This window comes from Haloplanus natans DSM 17983 (genome assembly GCF_000427685.1).
GTDB classification, from domain to species: Archaea; Halobacteriota; Halobacteria; order Halobacteriales; family Haloferacaceae; genus Haloplanus; species Haloplanus natans.
Genome location: NZ_KE386573.1, coordinates 496,761 through 514,047 on the forward strand (window position 1 = coordinate 496,761; position 17,287 = coordinate 514,047).

The 17,287-nt window shown below is 67.4% G+C and carries 16 protein-coding genes; 10 read left to right on the forward strand and 6 right to left on the reverse strand.

The features are described 5' to 3' along the window. Positions 1 to 12 precede the first annotated feature (12 nt). Entirely contained in the window at positions 13 to 1,251 is a 1,239-nt protein-coding gene (locus HALNA_RS04965; RefSeq protein ID WP_049935286.1) for a Zn-dependent hydrolase, read from the forward strand. Positions 1,252 to 1,349: 98 nt separating this feature from the next. Here HALNA_RS04965 and HALNA_RS04970 read toward each other — a convergent pair whose 3' ends face one another. Further along, entirely contained in the window at positions 1,350 to 2,318 is a 969-nt protein-coding gene (locus HALNA_RS04970) for a hypothetical protein (RefSeq protein WP_049935287.1), read from the reverse strand. Between the two features lie 158 nt (positions 2,319 to 2,476). Between HALNA_RS04970 and HALNA_RS04975 the strand changes: the two genes are divergently transcribed. From HALNA_RS04975 to HALNA_RS05000, 6 genes are all read left to right on the forward strand, one after another. Then, positions 2,477 to 3,706, forward strand: a complete 1,230-nt coding sequence (locus HALNA_RS04975; RefSeq protein ID WP_049935288.1) for a substrate-binding domain-containing protein — start codon at positions 2,477 to 2,479, stop codon at positions 3,704 to 3,706. Positions 3,707 to 3,797: 91 nt separating this feature from the next. Continuing rightward, positions 3,798 to 4,925: a phosphate ABC transporter permease subunit PstC gene (gene pstC / locus HALNA_RS04980; RefSeq protein WP_049935289.1), complete on the forward strand. Its 1,128-nt coding sequence runs from the start codon at positions 3,798 to 3,800 to the stop codon at positions 4,923 to 4,925. After that, a complete protein-coding gene (gene pstA / locus HALNA_RS04985) occupies positions 4,925 to 6,538 on the forward strand; it encodes a phosphate ABC transporter permease PstA (RefSeq protein ID WP_049935290.1) in 1,614 nt (537 codons plus the stop codon). Before pstC ends, pstA begins: the two co-directional genes overlap by 1 nt. 2 nt (positions 6,539 to 6,540) lie before the next feature. Continuing rightward, positions 6,541 to 7,470: a phosphate ABC transporter ATP-binding protein PstB gene (gene pstB / locus HALNA_RS04990; RefSeq protein WP_049935292.1), complete on the forward strand. Its 930-nt coding sequence runs from the start codon at positions 6,541 to 6,543 to the stop codon at positions 7,468 to 7,470. 2 nt (positions 7,471 to 7,472) lie between these two features. Beyond that, a complete protein-coding gene (phoU, locus tag HALNA_RS04995; RefSeq protein WP_049935293.1) occupies positions 7,473 to 8,147 on the forward strand; it encodes a phosphate signaling complex protein PhoU in 675 nt (224 codons plus the stop codon). Between the two features lies 1 nt (position 8,148). Further along, positions 8,149 to 9,183: a phosphate signaling complex PhoU family protein gene (locus HALNA_RS05000; RefSeq protein WP_049935294.1), complete on the forward strand. Its 1,035-nt coding sequence runs from the start codon at positions 8,149 to 8,151 to the stop codon at positions 9,181 to 9,183. Positions 9,184 to 9,278: 95 nt separating this feature from the next. On the opposite strand, the gene HALNA_RS05005 is transcribed toward HALNA_RS05000, so the two are convergent. Then, positions 9,279 to 9,695 (reverse strand): CBS domain-containing protein, encoded by a 417-nt coding sequence (locus tag HALNA_RS05005; RefSeq protein WP_049935295.1) that lies wholly within the window; start codon positions 9,693 to 9,695, stop codon positions 9,279 to 9,281. A 79-nt stretch (positions 9,696 to 9,774) separates the two neighbouring features. Here HALNA_RS05005 and HALNA_RS05010 point away from each other — a divergent pair, with 79 nt between their 5' ends. Then, positions 9,775 to 10,506, forward strand: coding sequence for an NAD(P)/FAD-dependent oxidoreductase (locus tag HALNA_RS05010; protein ID WP_049935296.1), 732 nt, complete (start codon positions 9,775 to 9,777; stop codon positions 10,504 to 10,506). A 239-nt stretch (positions 10,507 to 10,745) separates the two neighbouring features. Here the strand turns inward: HALNA_RS05010 and HALNA_RS05015 are convergent, their stop codons facing one another. From HALNA_RS05015 to brz, 3 genes are all read right to left on the reverse strand, one after another. Beyond that, positions 10,746 to 10,994: a hypothetical protein gene (locus tag HALNA_RS05015; protein WP_049935297.1), complete on the reverse strand. Its 249-nt coding sequence runs from the start codon at positions 10,992 to 10,994 to the stop codon at positions 10,746 to 10,748. Between the two features lie 86 nt (positions 10,995 to 11,080). Beyond that, positions 11,081 to 11,851 carry a bacteriorhodopsin gene (locus tag HALNA_RS05020; RefSeq protein ID WP_157573449.1) on the reverse strand — a complete coding sequence of 257 codons (771 nt, stop codon included), beginning with the start codon at positions 11,849 to 11,851 and terminating at the stop codon, positions 11,081 to 11,083. A gap of 213 nt (positions 11,852 to 12,064) precedes the next feature. After that, on the reverse strand, positions 12,065 to 12,247 hold the full coding sequence (brz, locus tag HALNA_RS21585) for a transcriptional regulator Brz (protein WP_084509905.1): 183 nt from the start codon (positions 12,245 to 12,247) through the stop codon (positions 12,065 to 12,067). A 223-nt stretch (positions 12,248 to 12,470) separates the two neighbouring features. Here brz and HALNA_RS05025 point away from each other — a divergent pair, with 223 nt between their 5' ends. Continuing rightward, the gene (locus HALNA_RS05025; RefSeq protein WP_049937971.1) at positions 12,471 to 14,507 is read left to right on the forward strand and encodes a bacterio-opsin activator domain-containing protein; all 2,037 of its coding nucleotides are present in this window, start codon (positions 12,471 to 12,473) and stop codon (positions 14,505 to 14,507) included. A gap of 103 nt (positions 14,508 to 14,610) precedes the next feature. On the opposite strand, the gene HALNA_RS05030 is transcribed toward HALNA_RS05025, so the two are convergent. Beyond that, the gene (locus HALNA_RS05030) at positions 14,611 to 15,039 is read right to left on the reverse strand and encodes an SRPBCC family protein (RefSeq protein ID WP_049935298.1); all 429 of its coding nucleotides are present in this window, start codon (positions 15,037 to 15,039) and stop codon (positions 14,611 to 14,613) included. Between the two features lie 162 nt (positions 15,040 to 15,201). On the opposite strand from HALNA_RS05030, the gene HALNA_RS05035 reads away from it, so the two are divergent. Further along, a complete protein-coding gene (locus HALNA_RS05035) occupies positions 15,202 to 17,247 on the forward strand; it encodes an AAA family ATPase (RefSeq protein WP_049937972.1) in 2,046 nt (681 codons plus the stop codon). Positions 17,248 to 17,287 lie beyond the last annotated feature (40 nt).

The following is a 17,287-nucleotide window of genomic DNA, read 5'->3' on the forward strand; positions in this document are numbered from 1 at the left end:
TGATACGCACGCATGACGATCGATATCGACCGCGACCGACTCGTCGAAACGATGGAGGAACAGGCGGCCATCGGGGGCACGGCGGGCGGCGGGCTCGACCGTCTCACGCTCTCGGACGCCGACCGCGAGGCCCGCGACTGGTTCGTCGACTGCGCGGCCGACGCCGGCCTCGACGTGCGGGTCGACGCCTTCGGCAACACCTTCGCCCGCCGCGAGGGCACCGACCCCGACGCCGAACCGGTGCTCGTCGGCTCCCACCTCGACTCCCAGCCGTACGGCGGCATCTACGACGGGGCGCTCGGCGTCGTCGCCGCCCTCGAGTTCGTCCGCACGCTGAACGATCGGGGTATCGAGACGCGCCGCCCGGTCGAGGTGGTCAACTGGACCAACGAGGAAGGGTCGCGGTTCCAGCCGGCGATGCAGGGAAGCGGCGTCTGGGCCGGCGCCCACGACATCGAGACGGAGTACGAGAAGACGGACGCCGACGGGGTTCGCCTGCTCGACGAACTCGAACGCATCGGCTACCGGGGGTCGGAGCCGGCCGAGCCACGGGAGCCGTACCACGCCTACCTCGAACTCCACCCCGAACAGGGGCCGCGGCTAGAAGAGACGGGCGCGGACGTGGGCATCGTCACCGGTATCGTCGGTCTCCGGTGGGCGGAGGTGACGTTCGAGGGGCAGGCCAACCACTCGGGGACGACGCCGATGCACTACCGGGACGACGCGCTCGTCGCCGCCGCGGACGCCGTGACCGCGCTCCGTCGCCTCCCCGGAACCCTCGGCGAGGCGAGCGTCGCCACCGTCGGCTCGCTGACCGTCGAGCCGAACTCGGTCAACATCGTCCCCGAGACGGTGCGGTTCACGACGGACGTGCGCGACCCCGACGAGGCGACCCTCGACCGCGGCGTCGAGCGGATGGAAGCGGAGGTGGCCGCGGCGGCCGAGCGCGAGGGCGTCGACTACGGGGTCGAGCACACGATGCGGGCGTCGAGCGTCGACTTCGCCGACCGCCCGGTCGAGGCCGTCGCCGACGCGGTCGATGCGCTCGGGTACGACGGCCGTCGGCTGGTGAGCGGCGCCGGCCACGACGCCACCCACGCCGCCGCAGTCTGCGATACGGCGATGGTCTTTGCCGTCAGCGAGGACGGCAAGAGTCACACCGAAGACGAATTCACGAGCTGGCCCGACTGTTATCGGTCGGCGACCGTGCTGGCGAACGCGGCGCTGGATCTGGCCGAACGGGCCGACTGATAGTGTTTATCGTAACTGTTCACCGGGGGTTCGCCGATCCGTTCCGGCGAATCACCAGTACTGACTCACGATAAACCGCATGAGGGAGTCGACCCCGATCAGGCCGACTCCACGTCGTCCGTCTCCGGGCGGTACTCGTCGAGCAGCGACTCGACCGTCCCCCAGTCGACCGGCGGGGCGTGTTCGGCAAGTGCCGCCTCGAAGTCGGCCAGACGGTCAGCGTAGCGGTCCCGCCACCCGGTTCCCGTGTGGTCGTTGAGGCGGTCGGCGAGCGACTGTCGCCGCTCCTCGAGGGCCGCAAGGCGGTCGTCGAGGGCAACGAGGCCGTCGGCGTCGACGGCGCCGTGGGTGTCGTCCGGACCGGGCTCGGGCCAGGCGTGCAGGTCGTCGACCTCGGCCCGAAGGTCGTCGAGCAGTAGTCCGGACACCCGGTGTCTGAGGGCGGCGTCGAACCGGGCGGCGGCAGGGGCAGCGTCCACGTCCCCGGCTTCGAGCGCGTCGAGGGTCGCTGCCACGCCGTCGACGAAGTCCGCCACCGCGTCGGCATCGGCGTCGAGGGCGTCCAGCCGGCGGTCGGGATTCCGCACCCACGCGGTCAACTCCTCCGCGTCGACGCCGAGTTCGTCGGCGGTGTGCTGGGCCGAGTTGGCCGCCGCGTGGAGCCGGCGAATCTCGACCGCAGTCTCGTAGATGGCGTCGGGGTCGTCCGCGAGGGCGATGACGGACTGGAGACGGTCGCCGAGGTCGTCGACGCGGGACGCGACCGCCGCGTGTCGATCCTCGAAGTCGTCGAGTCGGGCGGCCACGCTGTCGAGATGATCGACCGCGTCGGCGGCCTCGTGAGCGTCGTCGATCAGCATGCGGGCGTTCTCCACCCGGGTTTCGGGGGTCGACACTACTTTGGAGACGTGGGCGAGTGCGTCGTCGACCATCTCGCGGCGCACTTCTCCCTCTTCGGTCACCCGTTTCAGCGCTACCCGAACCGTGTCGGGGTCGTCGCCGGTCCGGGCGACGACCGCGTCCACGGCCGCGTCCAGTGACAGCCCGTCGAGTGCGTGGTCGGTCACACGCATCGGTTTCGCCGAATCGGCGTTATACCTTCCGTCTCGGACGTAACAACAGCTATTGGCACATATGTAGCGGTATGTTTGTCACGGTGTCACATGGGGTCAGCAACTACCCCTCATATAAACCGTCTTTACCGGACGTACGGCTTCTCTAATTGATGTCTGACGACTCAGACCGAAACGGTCGCGTTTCACGGCGGACGTTCATCGCAACTACTGGTACCGTCGGTATCGCCGGGCTGGCCGGCTGCGGCGGGCAGTCGAGTGGGGGCGGCGGCGAGGGCGAGTCCACTCCCGAATCCACTACCGAAACCGAGTCCGACATGGGCGGCGGGAGTACGGAGACGGAATCCAGCAGCGGCAGTATGAGCACCTCGCTGCTCTCCGCCGAGGGCTCCTCGACCGTCTACCCCATCTCGAACACCGGCAGTGCCTACTGGAACTCCAACGCGCCGCCGAGCGACGGCGAGTACTGGGGGTCGAACTCGGAGAGCACGGTGCCGGGCTGGGAACAGCTCGGCCAGCCGGATATGCTCCTCGCCGATTACTTCGCCCAGAAGTTCGGCTTCGAGCCGACCGAGACGCGCTCCAACCCGCCGTTCCCGACGACGGTCGGCCTGAGCCACTCGGGGACCGGCTGTGAGGCCGTCACCGAGGGGCTTGTCGACATCGGCAACTCCTCGGGGCCGATCACGGCCGAACTCGGCTGGAGCGAGCAGAAGGCACAGAACACGGTCGTCGACAACGTCGTCGGCCGCGACGGCCAGCCGGTCGTCGTCAGCAAGGACATCTACGACGCCGGCATCACCCAGTTGACCGGCGAAGAGATCCGGCAGATCTACCAAGACGAGGTCACCAACTGGAGCGAACTCGGCGGCCCGGACAAGGAGATTTACGCCATCGGCCGCGCCGAGGGCTCCGGGACGGACACCTCGTTCCGCCTGAACATGCTCGGCGGCGCGGACGCGCCGATGCCGGGGGTCGACACCCGCTTCGGTCAGAACCAGCAGGTCGCCCAGGCCGTCGCCCAGAACGAGGGCGCCATCGCGTACATGGCGCTTGCGTTCACGGGGCCACAGGTCCGTCCGATCGCCATCAACTTCGAGGGGACGGTCTACAAGCCCAACAAGGACGCTGAGAACACCATCTACGACAGCGACTACCCGCTCAACCGCGACCTCCACATGTACACGCTGATCCAGGAGGGCAACCCCAACGGCGGAGGGTACGACGCACGGGAGGCCGCGTTCATCAACATGTTCCTCAACGAGTTCGGGCAGACCGTCTTCGTCGAAGGGAACAACTACATCCCGCTCCCGACCAAGGACCTGCGATCGATGAAAGAGAAGGTGTCGGCGCTCGCCACCGAAGACCTGATCATGCCCTAACGTCCCGGGACGATCCGGCCGGTCGACGCCCGCGACGACGGACCTCCGGTTTTTGTATACCACAAATGATACGACACGAGACACACGACACATGGCATCGGTAACGGGGAGCGAACGGCTCGGCGCGGCGGCCGGGCGACGGGTCCAGCGCGTGCGCGAGTTCGTCGACGACACCGACCCCGCGGCACTGCTCACCATCGCGGTGATCGCCGGGTCGCTGTTGACGGCCTTTGTCGGCTTTCTCGCGGTGTCGAACCTCACCGTCATTCCGTTCCTCGTGTTCGTCGCGGCGACGGGATACGGCTGGGTCCGCTACCAGGAGGAGACGGCGCTGATCCTGACGCTGACGATGACCGTCTCGACGCTGTTGATACTCGGGCTCATCATCGTCTTCATCTTCCGGGAGTCCATCCCGGTCCTTCGATACGAGACCGCCACCCTGTACGGGGTCGAGGTGCCGGGCCTGCGGATGTTCATCCAGACCAACTGGGACGCGGTGTCGCCGCCGATCCGGTATTCGATGGTACCGATGATCCACGGTACGCTACTGGTGACGGTCATCGCGACGGCGGTGGCCGGGCCGCTCGGCGTCGCTGCCGCGCTCTTCCTCTCGGAGATCGCGCCCGATGTCGTCCGCGAGTTCGTCAAGCCGGGCGTCGAAATCCTCGCCGGCATCCCCTCCATCGTCTACGGCTTCATCGGCTTCACCATCCTCAGCCCGTGGGCGTCCGACCAGTTCCGGACCGTCGGCCAAGGGAGTTACCTGTTCGTCGGCATCGTCGTCGGCCTGATGGCGCTCCCGACGGTCGTCTCCGTCGCCGAAGACGCCCTGAGTAGCGTCCCCGAATCGATGAAAAGCGGGTCGCTCGCGGTCGGAACGACCGACTGGCAGACCATGACCTCGATCACGCTGCCGGCGGCGTTCTCGGGCGTCTCCGCCGCGGTCCTCCTCGGTGTCGGGCGTGCCATCGGCGAGACGATGGCCGCGACGGTCATGCTTCGTGGCGTCCCGCAGCTCACCGACCCGCTGGTGAACGTCTTCTACGGACAGGAGACGCTCACCTCGCTCATCGCCCGCAACTACGGCGAGGCGGACGGTCTCCAGATGGACGCCCTGTTCGTCGCGGGCGTGATCCTCTTTATTACCGTGCTCGTCATCTCGATCGGCGCACAGTACATCGAGTGGCGGATGCGGAGCAAGCTTGGGGGTGAAGCCTGATGGCGGGGGCGACCCGGTCGCAACTCGTCGAGGGCGACACGACGGCGACCGACGCGGTTGCCGGCGCGACGGTCGGCCTCTCGGCGATCCTGTTCATCCTCGCAGTGGCGGCACTGTTCGAGCGGGTGAGCCTCACGGGCACCCTCGCCGGCCTACAGACGGTGACGTTACTTGGCGGGCTGTTGATCGCTCTCGGCGCCGCCGTTACGATCTTCGGCATCGGGTCGCGGCTCGGCTACGTGGAGACCGACCCCGACGCGAGCGCCGGCCTGATCGCGGGATTCGGCGCCGCAGTCCCGTGGTTCGTCATCGGCGGCGGTGTCGTCTCCGAGACGCTCGGTTTCGGCTTCGCCGGCGGCACCGCCGGCGCCGTCGTCGCCGGCGGTGCGGCCTTCGTTGCGACCGCCGTCCCCCGCGAGGACATCGGCTCGACGGTGCCCCTCGGCGCCCTGTTGGCCTTCGTCGGGCTAGTCTTGCTCAGCGGAACGATCGGTCCGGAGTGGCTGTGGAAACTCGACTGGGAACAGCAGGCGTCGATCACCGCCGAGTTCCTCGTTCCGGTCGCGACGCTGTTCTGTGCCCTCTACGGCGGGTGGGCCGCGGCGAAGGCCTACGGCCGGTTCGGGGCGCGCGGTCGACACATGGGCGCGTACGTGCTCGTCTACCTGAACGCGCTCTCGATCATCGCCTTCCTGTTCATCCTGATCGCGTTCGTCGCCGTCCAGGGACTGCCCGGCCTGCTCACCGGCGTCGAGGTTGGCCTCGGCGTCGGACCGCAGGTGTTGGGCCTGTTCGAACTGCCGGTGTCCGTCCCCTTGGTGATGAACGGCGTCGCGCTCCTGAACGACTTCCAGGGCGTTCTTCCGGCCATCGTGGGGACGTTCTGGTTGGTCATCGGCGCGGTGGTGTTCGCGGTGCCGCTCGGCGTCGGTGCGGCGGTCTTCCTCACCGAGTACGCCGAGCGCGGCCGGTTCACACAGGCCGTCGAGGTGGCGACCAACGGTCTCTGGAGCACGCCGAGCATCGTCTTCGGCCTCTTCGGGTTCGCCTTCCTAGTGCCCCGCTTAGGCAACCGGAAGTCGCTACTCGCCGGGATGCTCACGCTCGGGTTCATGCTCCTGCCGCTGGTGCTCATCACGAGCCGCGAGGCGATGCTCTCGGTCCCCGACGAGTACCGCGACGCGAGTGCGGCGCTCGGCGTGTCGAAATGGCAGACGATTCGGAGCGTCGTTCTCCCGGCCGCACTCCCGGGCGTCGTCACGGGGGTCATCCTCGGCGTCGGCCGCATCGCTGGCGAGACGGCACCTATCCTGCTGACGATGGCCGGCGGCACGTTCATCCCCGGCGGACAGACGGTGGACGTCATCGGCGGCTTCGAGTTCACCGGATCGCCGCCCTTCGTCGCCAATCCCGAACTCCTGCAAGCGACCTCGGCGCTCCCGTACCAGCTGTACGCCCTCATCACGGCGGGCGTCGGCTTGGGGAGCAACGTCTCCGATCCGGATGGCTTCCGGTGGGCGACTGCGCTCGTTTTGCTGCTCGTCGTCCTCTCGTTTTACGCCATCGGCATCGGCGCGCGGTACTACTTCCAACAGCGACTCAGACACGAATAACGATGAGCGATTCACAACAGACCCAAAGTCAGAACCGGACACAGACTAGGACGACGGGCAGCGACCAGCCCCTCGAAACCACCAGTGGCGAGACGGTCGAGGAAACCCGCGAGGAGTGGACTGACTACGACTTCCGCGGTGAGGCGAAACTGGTCGCCGAGGACCTCGATGTCTACTACGGCGACGACCACGCGCTGAAGGGCGTTTCGATGGAGATTCCCGAACGGAGCGTGACGGCACTCATCGGCCCCTCGGGCTGTGGCAAGTCGACGTACCTGCGCTGTCTCAACCGGATGAACGACCGGATCAACGCCGCCCGAGTCGACGGATCGGTCCGCCTCGACGGGAACGAAATCTACCAGGACGGCGTCAACCTGGTCGAGTTACGAAAGCGGGTCGGCATGGTGTTTCAGTCGCCGAACCCGTTCCCGAAATCCATTCGGGACAACATCTCGTACGGGCCGCGCAAGCACGGGGACATCGAAACGGGGCTGTTGGCGCGGATGCTCGGCCGTGACGACCGCGAGGCGGAGCGCGAACTCGTCGAACGGTCGCTCAAGCAGGCCGCCCTCTGGGACGAGGTCCACGACCGACTCGGCGACAACGCCCTCGGCCTCTCCGGCGGCCAGCAACAGCGGCTCTGCATCGCCCGCTGTCTGTCCGTCGACCCCGAAGTCATCCTGATGGACGAGCCCGCCTCCGCGTTGGACCCCATCGCCACCGCGAAAATCGAGGATCTCATCGACGACCTCGCCGAGGAATACACGGTTGTCATCGTCACACACAACATGCAGCAGGCGGCCCGCATCTCGGATCAGACGGCCGTGTTTCTCACCGGCGGCAAACTCGTCGAGTACGACGAGACGGACAAGATATTCGAGAACCCCGAAAGCCAGCGTGTCGAAGATTACATCACCGGCAAGTTCGGCTGAGCATGACCAGAGACGAGTTCCAGGAGTCGCTCGCCGACCTTCGCGCCGACGTCCTCGCGATGGGCACGCTCGTCGCGGACCGTCTCGACCGCGCGCTGACGGCACTCGAGACGGTCGACGAGGCGGCCGCCCGCGAGGTGGCTGGCGCCGACGACGCGGTCGACAGACGGTATCTCGACATCGAATCCACGTGTATCCAGTTGTTCGCCCAGGAACAGCCCGTCGCGGGTGATCTCCGTTTCGTCGCCTCCTCGTTCAAGATCGTCACCGACCTCGAACGTGTCGGCGATCTGGCCGTGAACCTCGCGCAGTACACGCTCGCGGCCGACCGCAAGCGGTTCGAGACGGTCGATCTCTCCTCGATCGGCGACCTCGCCTGCGATATGCTCGACGACGCGATGGCCGCCTACCGCACCGACGACGCGGCCCTGTGTCGCGACATTGCGGCACGCGACGACGAACTCGACACGCTGTGTCAGCGCGCGAGCGAGCGAGTCGTCCGCGAGCTGATCGAACGCGAAGTCGACGAAGGCGACTCGTGGGCCGTCGAGGAGCTGATGGACGACGTGTCACGACTCCTCCTCATCATCCGTGACCTCGAACGCGTCGGCGACCACGCGGTCAACATCGCAGCTCGGAGCCTGTATATGGTCGAAAGCGACCCGGAACTCGTCTAATATGGAAACGCGAAAACTCCAGAAGATCGGCGGCTCGACGTACTCGGTTTCGCTTCCCAAGGAGTGGGCTACGGAACACCGTCTCGAAGCGGGTATGCCCATCCACCTCTACCCGCATACGGATGGTTCGATCGTGGTCAGAAGCGCGGCCCGCGACGGCGGACCGCTTTCGTCGACGACCATCACTCTGCCGGCGGCGGACGGCGACGTGATCGAACGGGCACTCCGTGCCGCCTACGCCGTCGGGTACGACACTATCTCGCTCGTCGCGCCCGAGGGCGAGGAACTGACGGCCGACGTGCGGCGGGCCGTCCGACGGTGCGTTCGGACGATGGTCGGCCTGTCGGTCACCGAGGAGACGGCCGAACGCGTCGCCGTCGAGAACCTGCTCGCCACCTCGGAGGTGTCGATCCGACAGTCGGTGACTCAGCTCCAGTTCACGGCGCTCTCGATGCACCGCACCGCCATCGAGCGCGTGACACGACGTGTTGCGGGCGATTCCGTCGAGTCGGCGCCCACCCTCGACGACCGCGACGACGAGGTCGACCGTCTGTTCGAGATGCTCACTCGCCATTTCAACCGCTCGCTCACCGACTTCGAAGAGGTGGACGATCTCGACGTGAACCGCTCGGAACTGTTCGATTACTACCTCGTCGGGCGCCAGATCGAGCGGATCGCGGACCACGCCGTCCGGATCGGGGCGCTCGCCGACGCCGTGGAGCCACGCTCGACGCGCGGTCGGACGGCGTCCGACGACGCCCTCGCGGAACTCACCGCCCTCGCCGAGGCCACCTGCGAGGTGGTCGAGATGGCGACAGCGGCCACCCTCGACGCGTGCGACGACCGGGCCTACGAGGCCCTAGAGCGGTGCGACCGGGTCGTCGATGACGTGCGGGCGCTGGATCGGACGCTCTTCGAGCGGGCGCCCCCCGGCGCGTACGCCCTTTCACGGGTGCTCGCCAGCCTCATCCGCACCGCCGAATGCGGGGGCAACGTCGCCCGCGTCGCGCTCCGGGCGGGCCTCCGCCCCGAGTGATAGTGTTTATGATAACTGGTTACCGGTGGATCGATCGACCGTCTTTGCCCCCCATCGGTACTGACTTACAGTAAACACTATGAGACGGGTCGGTGTCAGCGGTCCGGCGGACTCGGCGACCGGACGGTCGAGACGTACGCCGTCAGATCGCGGCTCGTAATCATCCCGATCACGACGTTCTCGCCGTCGACGACCGGGAGATGGTAGTGGCCGGCGTCGATCATCAGATCCGCCGCCGACTCGACGGTGTCCGTGGGCGCCGCCGTCACCACGTCCGTGCTCATCGCCTGCTCGACGTTCGTCGCCGGATCGTAGTCGTACGCCCCGTCCGCGACGACGCGGACGAAGTCGGTCGTGGTGAGGATACCGTCGAGTCGTCCCTCGTCGTCCACGACGACCACGGACCCGATGTCGTGATCGAGCAAGAGCGCCGCCGCCGTTCGGAGCGTGGCGTCGACACCGATCGTGTGTACCGGCGACGACATGAGGCTCCCGACGAACACGTCTTCCATCCAGTGTGGTACGTGTTCACATCCAATAACGCTGTCGCGGACGCGGGAGTACAAATACGATCCGCCCCCTGTGTCGGGTATGCGCTCCGATGTCCTGATCGTCGGCGGCGGCGTCGCCGGTCTGTCCGCCGCGACTTTCACCGCCCGTGCCGGCTTCGAGACGCTCGTCGTCGATTCGGACGACTCCATCCTCCGCCGAAACGCGCACGTGGAGAACTACCCCGGCTTCCCCGCCGGCGTCAACGCCCGGCAGTTGCTCGATCTGATCGCCGAGGGCGCGGCGCGGGCGGGCTGTGAACGCCGCGTGGGCGAGGTAGTCCGCCTCGAACGGGCCGCCGACGGCTTCGTCGCCGAGACGGCGACCGGTGACCGTCACCGCGCCGACCGCGTGGTCGCCGCCACGAAGAACGCGGTCGACTACCTGCCCGACGCCGTCGAAATCGTGGACCGCGGCAAGCCGTTCGTCGCCGTCGACGGTCGCGGCCGGACGGCCATCGAAGGGCTGTACGCTGCCGGTCGCCTCGCCGGCAAGCCCCATCAGGCGATCGTGAGCGCCGGCCACGGCGCCGAGGTGGCCGTGACGCTCCTGGAGGACGCCGACGCCCCGTTCTACCACGACTGGGTCGCCCCCGCGGGCTACTTTACCGATCGGGGTCGTGACCTGCCCCCGGGCTGTGAGGAGATCGACGACGACGAGCGTCGCCGCCGGGAGGACGCCGCCCGCGAGGTGATGTGCGATCGGTTCGCCGACCCCCACCCGTCGGCACAGCCGACCCATCCGAGCCTGACCGACGCGCCGTCGGAGGAGTGACACGCACCACTGTTAGTAGTCGAGTTAACGACCGTCGCCCGACTCCGGTCCACCGACGACCCCCGCCGAGATGGACGACCGGGACGGTGGAGACGGACCTGCGTCGAAGGCGTGACGGGGTACGGGACGCAGCCGACGACCGAGTCGGCGTCACCGGGGTGATGTGGCTCCCGCGGGTGCGGCCGGACAGGGACGACTGGCCGATAGTTGGGACACAGTGTCCCGTGGTTGCGATAGGCTCAGTCGACGCTATCTTGCTCGTCGTGAACGGTGTCGAAGCGCATCGCTGCGGCGCCGGCCACCAGCGCGGAGCCGAACTCGAGGACGCCGACGACGAGGAACGCTTGATTGATCGAGAGCCCCATCGACCGGAGCGTCGGGAAGACAAACAGCGTAGCCATCGCTACGAGACCCGCGACGACGAACACGACGACTGCGAGTTGATTCAGTGACGCAGGTAGTTCCGGTTCGGGGGTTCCGTCAGACATCGCTATCGGGTCCTCCTCGGTGTTCGTGAGGCATCCGAAAAATACGGTCGACGGTCGGCCGAACGGTACACTCCGGCTGTCGGCCCTCAGTCGTCCGTCGTGGCCGCGCCCTCGGTGGCGGACGGCTCGGGGGCCGACGTCTCACCGAAGATGGCGCGACTGCGGAGCAAGAGGAGACCGAAGCCGACCTTCGCGCTCACGTCGAGCACCATGAACATGAGCGTCTCGACGCTGAGCGGGACGATGCGGGCGCCCTCGCTCCCGATCAGCCACACGATCGGGTAGGCAGACCAGAGGATGATGGTCAGGTTCCGCAGGATCATGAACGTCGAGGCCACCTCCTCGTCCATCCCGCTCGCCTTCTTCGTGAAGCCGAAGAACAGGACGTACAGGATGTACAGCAGTGCGGCCGTGCTGACCGCCCACCAGACGAAGCGGAACTGGTACACCTGCGTCAGGGCACCGATGAGGCCCGTGCCGATCATGATGCCGTCGGCGCCGATCAGCGCGAGGATGGTCCCCCGGTCGGCGTCAACTAGCAGGGCGAGGTCGAGCAACAGGAGCGGCGTCGTGAACAGCCAGTCGGCGTACCGCGCCCAGTAGATCGGGTTCTCTTCGCCCGCGAACGGCACCATCGTCACCCCGTACCCCAGCAGCATCGACAGGTACATCGTAAATGCGATGGCTGGGATCAGCGTCGTAATCGCGTAGAACTTCTTCGCTTCCGGGTCTTCGACGCCCATCCCCTGCACCATGAAATACAGGGTGCCGAGACCCATCAGCGCGGTCCCGATGGCGAGCCAGATCCACTCCGGCCGGGACGTGATCTGTCCGACTTGTAGTATCGCGTTCGACATCGCCGGTATTGCTGCCACCATACACACACAACTACTGGGTTGGTGAGTGTAATACTGAGACCAAATTAGTACGGTACGGTTTATGCACCCGTGCCGACGGCCGACCGATCACCGCCGCGTCGATGGCTCCGCTCCCGAGCATCTGGGGTACCCCTGTCACGGGCGTCGCCGGTCGGGGTGGCAACTACCGGCAGCATCGGCGGTGGGGCACCGCTACCACTCGAACATCACATAAAACTCGTGACCGTTCCCGCAGCAGAGTGACCGAACCTTCAGGCTCTCGGCCGCCGGTTCGGGCCGCTCCGTCGTACTGATCGATTTCACCGTCGCACTCCTCGGCAGCCCAATCTTGACGTTGGCGCCACACCGAGGGCACTGGAGTTCCGTGATCGGCACTGATCGAACCAACGCGAAGCCGTCTGTTAAGCGTTCCTTCCACCATCCCCTGGGCCTAATCAGTTTGGCCGGATATTCACAACCGGTTCGGCCATACCTTTGGTCTGATCGTGGCGAAGTCGCTCATCTCCCACGGCGCAGCCGTCGAGCGGGACTTATTTGCCTCCGGATGGCGGCGCCTCTCCCCGGCCGACGACCTCGTCCCGAGTCCGAACCCGAACTCATGACTACACGGACCACATCACGCGACCCCGGCCCCGACGCGACGACCATCGAGGTGCTCTTCGCGGGCGAGGTGCCGCGGGGAGCACCGACGCCGAACGATCTGGCCGCGGTCGACGACCGGTTCGTCGTCTCACAGTCGACCGACTTCGTCGGGGCGCGTAACAGCGTCGACGCGGGCGCGCCCGACTGCGTCGTCGCGGTGCACCGCTCCGACGGCTTCGACGGACTCGCCTTCCTCGAGTCGATTCGGGTCGAACACCCCGCTCTCCCCGTGGTGCTCGTCCCCGCGGAAGTCGACGGCGAGGTGGCTCGTCGGGCAGTCGCGGCCGACGTGACCGTGCTCGTGCCCGCGACGGATTCGGACGCGCTCGACTCACTCGTCGACGCCATCGACGAACACGCCGAGGCGTCGCGAAACGACGACCCGGTGCGGATGCCCATATCGGATCTCACCGTGGAGTCCGAACACCGGCTGAAAGAGCGCGCACTCGACGAGGCCCCGATCGGCATCACCATCTCCGACGCGACGCGTTCCGACCAGCCGATCATCTACGTGAACGATAGCTTCGAGGACATGACCGGCTACTCCCCGAAGGAGGTCGTCGGCGCCAACCACCGCTTCCTCCAGGGACCGAAAACCGACCCCGATCAGGTAGCGAAACTCGCCGACGGAATCGAAACGGACCAAGACACCCGGGTCGTCCTCCGGAACTACACCCGTGACGGGGCGATGTTCTGGAACCAGGTGGATATCAGCCCCATCTTCGACGACGACGGCGAGGTGACTCACTACGTCGGCTTCCAGATGGACGTCACCGAGCGCAAGGCAGCGAGAGAACAGTTGGAAGCCGAGCGCGAGACGCTGGACCGGCTGCTCGACCGCGTGAACGGGCTGCTCAACGATGTCACGGAGTCGCTCGTGCGCGCGGAGAGCCGCACCGACATCGAGCGACTCCTCACGGAGCGCATTGGCGGCGGCGACGAGTACGCGGGTGCGTGGCTCGGCCGCTACAACCCGACGGAGAAGGACGTAACCGTCTCCCACCGCGCGGGCGACGTGGACGTGGCCGACGGGACGACGTTCGATGTCGACGGCGACGCGGACGCCGCCGGCGTCCGCACGCTCGGCGAGGCGGTAAGGGCACAGGAGACGCGAATCGTCGACGATACCGCCGGCCTTCCGACCGCCGGTGTCGGAGCCGGAGACGCCTACCTCCTCGTCCCGTTGGCCTACCGCGGGACGACCTACGGCGTGCTGGCGGTCATCGACGACGCCGGCCTCGCCGACGGGCGCGAGCGGGTGGTGCTCGAAGCGCTCGGCCGGAGCGTCGGCACGTCGATCAACGACGCCCTGACCAGACGGACGATCACGGCCGACACCGTGCTCAAGATCGGCGTCGAACTCGTTGACGACGACATCGTCCTGGTCGACCTCGCGTCGACCCTCGACACCCGCTTCGAGCACGAAGCGACCATCCCGGAACCCGACAATGACGAGATACTCAGCATCGTCAGCACGACCCACGACGACATCTCCGAGGTGACCGAAACGGCCGCGGACCACCCGGACGTGCTCGATACGGAGACGCTCGTCAGGGCCGAGGACGAGAGCGTGGTGCAGTTCCGGCTCGCGAATTCGCCGGTGATCGACGCCCTGTCGGGACTCGGGAGCCGTATCACCGACATGTCGGCCGACACGACTACGCTCACGCTCGACTTCCGCGTCGGGACCGAACGTGCGGCGAGCCGAGCCCTCGACGTGCTTCGGGGGAACTACGACCGGGTCGAACTCGTCGCCTATCGGGAGGATACGCCTAACCGGACGCCGCACGCGTTCCGCGAGGAGCTTCGGAACGACCTCACGGAGCGCCAGTACGTCGCCCTCAAGAAGGCGTACGTCAGCGGCTACTTCGAGTGGCCGCGACGCGTCGAGGGCGAACAGCTCGCGGACTCGATGGGTATCGTGGCCTCGACGTACCACCAGCACCTGCAGGCGGCAAAGCGGAAACTCGTCGAGGCGTTCTTCGACGAGTGATACGGAGCGATGCAACTGTGTCCCGGTGGTTTGCCAGCCCGTCGTGGCGACCCACCGGCACTGATTTACACCAAACGCGTGCGACGATCCGGAGCGGGGTCGCTCAGCTCTCCAGAAACGCCTTCAGGTTCTCGACGGTCGCCTCGGCCTCACGCTCGTTGTACGCCTTCGCTACTGGTGCGAGTACGGTGTCGACGACGGTGTCGGGCAGTCGGTACTCGGCCTCGTAGTGGACGACTGTGCCCCCGTTCTGTCGGAGGTCGTAACTGATCGTCCCGTCGATGGCGCCCGAGAGGTCCTGCACCAGCCGCTTCCCCGGCGACCGGTCCACGTCCTCAACTCGGCCGACGAGTTCGACGCCGGCGAGTTTGTACCGATACTTCGCGCGCTTGCCGCCGTTCGAGAGCGTTTCGATGTCGCTCACCTGGATCAGACTCGGGGTTATCTTGACGTGGTTCCGCGGGTCGTCGAGGAACGAAAACACCTCTCCTGGTGGGGACTCGATCTCGATGCTTTTTTCAACGCTAAACATGGTCGGCGCGACGCCCGTTCACACCGTGTGTCGCCTATCGAATAACTGTACCACCGAACTGAGTTGGCACGACGCCACTTCGTGATCCCGGCTCATATTGGGCGTGTTCATTTGTAGCTCCGTTTCGTGGTTCGGGGCGTGGCTACGGGCCACGACTCGATCATGACGACTCGACTCACGATCGCCGATACGACGGACGTAACTGCCACCTCAGCGCCCGACGCCGTTCGGTTCGCCCGGGCGACCCGCCGACGGATCGGCGTCGATGTCGGCGACGTCGTCCGTGTCGCCGGCGACGACGAAACCGTCGCGACCGTCGGCGACGACGCCCCCGACGTACCCGAAGACGCCCTCCTCGCCGGCGAGGCGGTCGAGCGAAACGCCGGTGCGAACCCGGGGTCGACCGTCTCCGTCGATCCCGTCGCGGTGCGGCGGGCGCGCACCGTCACGGTTAGCCCCGCCCGCTCGTTTTCGCTCGAAGGCGATCCCGACGCCCTGTCGCGCGTGCTCGCAGACCACCCGCTGACGGTCGGCGACCGGATCGACGCCGATCTGTTCGGCGGGAGCGTCGTCGTCTCGCTGGTCGTTCGCGACCTCGATCCGTCGGGACCGGTCGTCGCGACGCCGGAGACGACCGTCGTCGTACACGACGACGTGATCGACACCACGGTCCCGACGGTACCGGCCGACGACCTCGGCGGACTGGACGACGAACGGACACGGCTCCGCCGCCTCATCGCCGCACCACTCGCCGCACCGGAAGCGTACGACACCGTCGGTTCGCGGCCGCCCGCCGGAGTGCTCGTCCACGGGCCGTCCGGGACGGGGAAGACCCGACTCGTTCGGAGCGTCGCCGCCGAAGCCGACCTGCCCGTCCGGACGGTCGCGCCCGCCGACTGCGAACGCCGCCACACGCTCTCGGGCGTTCTCGACGATGCGGCCGACGCCGCGTCGGCGGTCGTGTTCGTCGAGGACCTCGCCGCCGCCGCCCCGACGGACGGCGGCGACGGCCGGCGGTCGAACTCGCAGCTGGGGTGGCTTCTCGACCGCGTCCGCGACCGCGACGACCTCGTGGTCGTGGGCGAGGCCACCCACGCCGACGACGTTGATCCGGCCCTTCGGCGCGGCGGCCGGTTCGACGCCGAGGTGCGTGTCGGCGTCCCCGATGCCGCGGGCCGACGGGAGATACTTGCGGCCCACGCCACCGACCTCCGGCTCGCCGCCGACGTCGACCTCGGCGCCGTCGCATCGCGCACGCACGGGTACACGGGTGCGGATCTGGAGGCCGTCCTCGTCGACGCCGCCACGCGGGCGGTCGCGCGGGCCGCCGACGGTGACGCGCCGGTCGTACGTGCCCGCGATGTCGAGGCCGCTCTCGACGCCGTGGGACCGACGACCCTCCGCGACGTGACGATCGAACGACCCTCGACCACTTACCGCGACATCGGCGGACTGGACGATGCGAAACGCGAGGTGATTCGGGCGATCGAGTGGCCGCTTCGGTATCCCGAACTGTTCGAGCGTCTGTCAGCCGACCCGCCCACCGGCGCCCTTCTATACGGACCGCCGGGCACGGGAAAGACGATGCTGGCGAAGGCGGTAGCGAACTCGACGGATGCGAACTTCCTCGCCGTCGACGGGCCGGAGCTGATGGATCGCTACGTCGGCGAGAGCGAGCGGGCGGTTCGGGAGATGTTCGAGCGCGCCCGCCGGACCGCGCCGTCGGTGGTCTTTCTCGACGAACTCGACGCTCTGGCACCCGCCCGCCGCGAGACGGACACCGGCGCAGCCGAGCGGGTCGTCTCCCAGTTGCTGACGGAGCTCGACGGCGTCTCCGACCGGGGCGAGGTGGTCGTGCTGGCGGCGACGAACCGCCGCGACGGGGTCGATCCGGCGCTGTTGCGCCCCGGCCGGATCGAGCGCCAAGTCGCCGTCCCGCTTCCAGACGAGGCGGCTCGGGCGTCGATCCTCTCGATTCACCTCGACGACGTGCCGACGCGCGGCGTCGACCTCGACGCGCTCGCGGCCGAGACGGAAGGCTACACCGGAAGCGACCTCGCCGGCGCCGTCCGTGAGGCGGCGTTACTCGCGATGGAAGGGCACCTCAGAGCCGAGCGCGACTCGCTCGACGCCCTCGCAGTCGAGGGAACGCACCTCCAACGGGCGCTCGAACGCATCCGGCCCTCGGTCGATCCGGACGACTGGTGACCATCGACTTGGGACGGTGTTCAAGGTCCGTCGCTCCCGA

Bases quoted from the DNA above. Each gene is read 5' to 3' on its own strand.
- HALNA_RS04965 (WP_049935286.1), top strand. From the start codon at position 13: ATGACGATCGATATCGACCGCGACCGACTCGTCGAAACGATGGAGGAA.
- HALNA_RS04975 (WP_049935288.1), top strand. From the start codon at position 2,477: ATGTCTGACGACTCAGACCGAAACGGTCGCGTTTCACGGCGGACGTTC.
- pstC (WP_049935289.1), top strand. From the start codon at position 3,798: ATGGCATCGGTAACGGGGAGCGAACGGCTCGGCGCGGCGGCCGGGCGA.
- pstA (WP_049935290.1), top strand. From the start codon at position 4,925: ATGGCGGGGGCGACCCGGTCGCAACTCGTCGAGGGCGACACGACGGCG.
- pstB (WP_049935292.1), top strand. From the start codon at position 6,541: ATGAGCGATTCACAACAGACCCAAAGTCAGAACCGGACACAGACTAGG.
- phoU (WP_049935293.1), top strand. From the start codon at position 7,473: ATGACCAGAGACGAGTTCCAGGAGTCGCTCGCCGACCTTCGCGCCGAC.
- HALNA_RS05000 (WP_049935294.1), top strand. From the start codon at position 8,149: ATGGAAACGCGAAAACTCCAGAAGATCGGCGGCTCGACGTACTCGGTT.
- HALNA_RS05005 (WP_049935295.1), bottom strand. From the start codon at position 9,695: ATGGAAGACGTGTTCGTCGGGAGCCTCATGTCGTCGCCGGTACACACG.
- HALNA_RS05010 (WP_049935296.1), top strand. From the start codon at position 9,775: ATGCGCTCCGATGTCCTGATCGTCGGCGGCGGCGTCGCCGGTCTGTCC.
- HALNA_RS05015 (WP_049935297.1), bottom strand. From the start codon at position 10,994: ATGTCTGACGGAACCCCCGAACCGGAACTACCTGCGTCACTGAATCAA.
- HALNA_RS05020 (WP_157573449.1), bottom strand. From the start codon at position 11,851: ATGTCGAACGCGATACTACAAGTCGGACAGATCACGTCCCGGCCGGAG.
- HALNA_RS05025 (WP_049937971.1), top strand. From the start codon at position 12,471: ATGACTACACGGACCACATCACGCGACCCCGGCCCCGACGCGACGACC.
- HALNA_RS05030 (WP_049935298.1), bottom strand. From the start codon at position 15,039: ATGTTTAGCGTTGAAAAAAGCATCGAGATCGAGTCCCCACCAGGAGAG.
- HALNA_RS05035 (WP_049937972.1), top strand. From the start codon at position 15,202: ATGACGACTCGACTCACGATCGCCGATACGACGGACGTAACTGCCACC.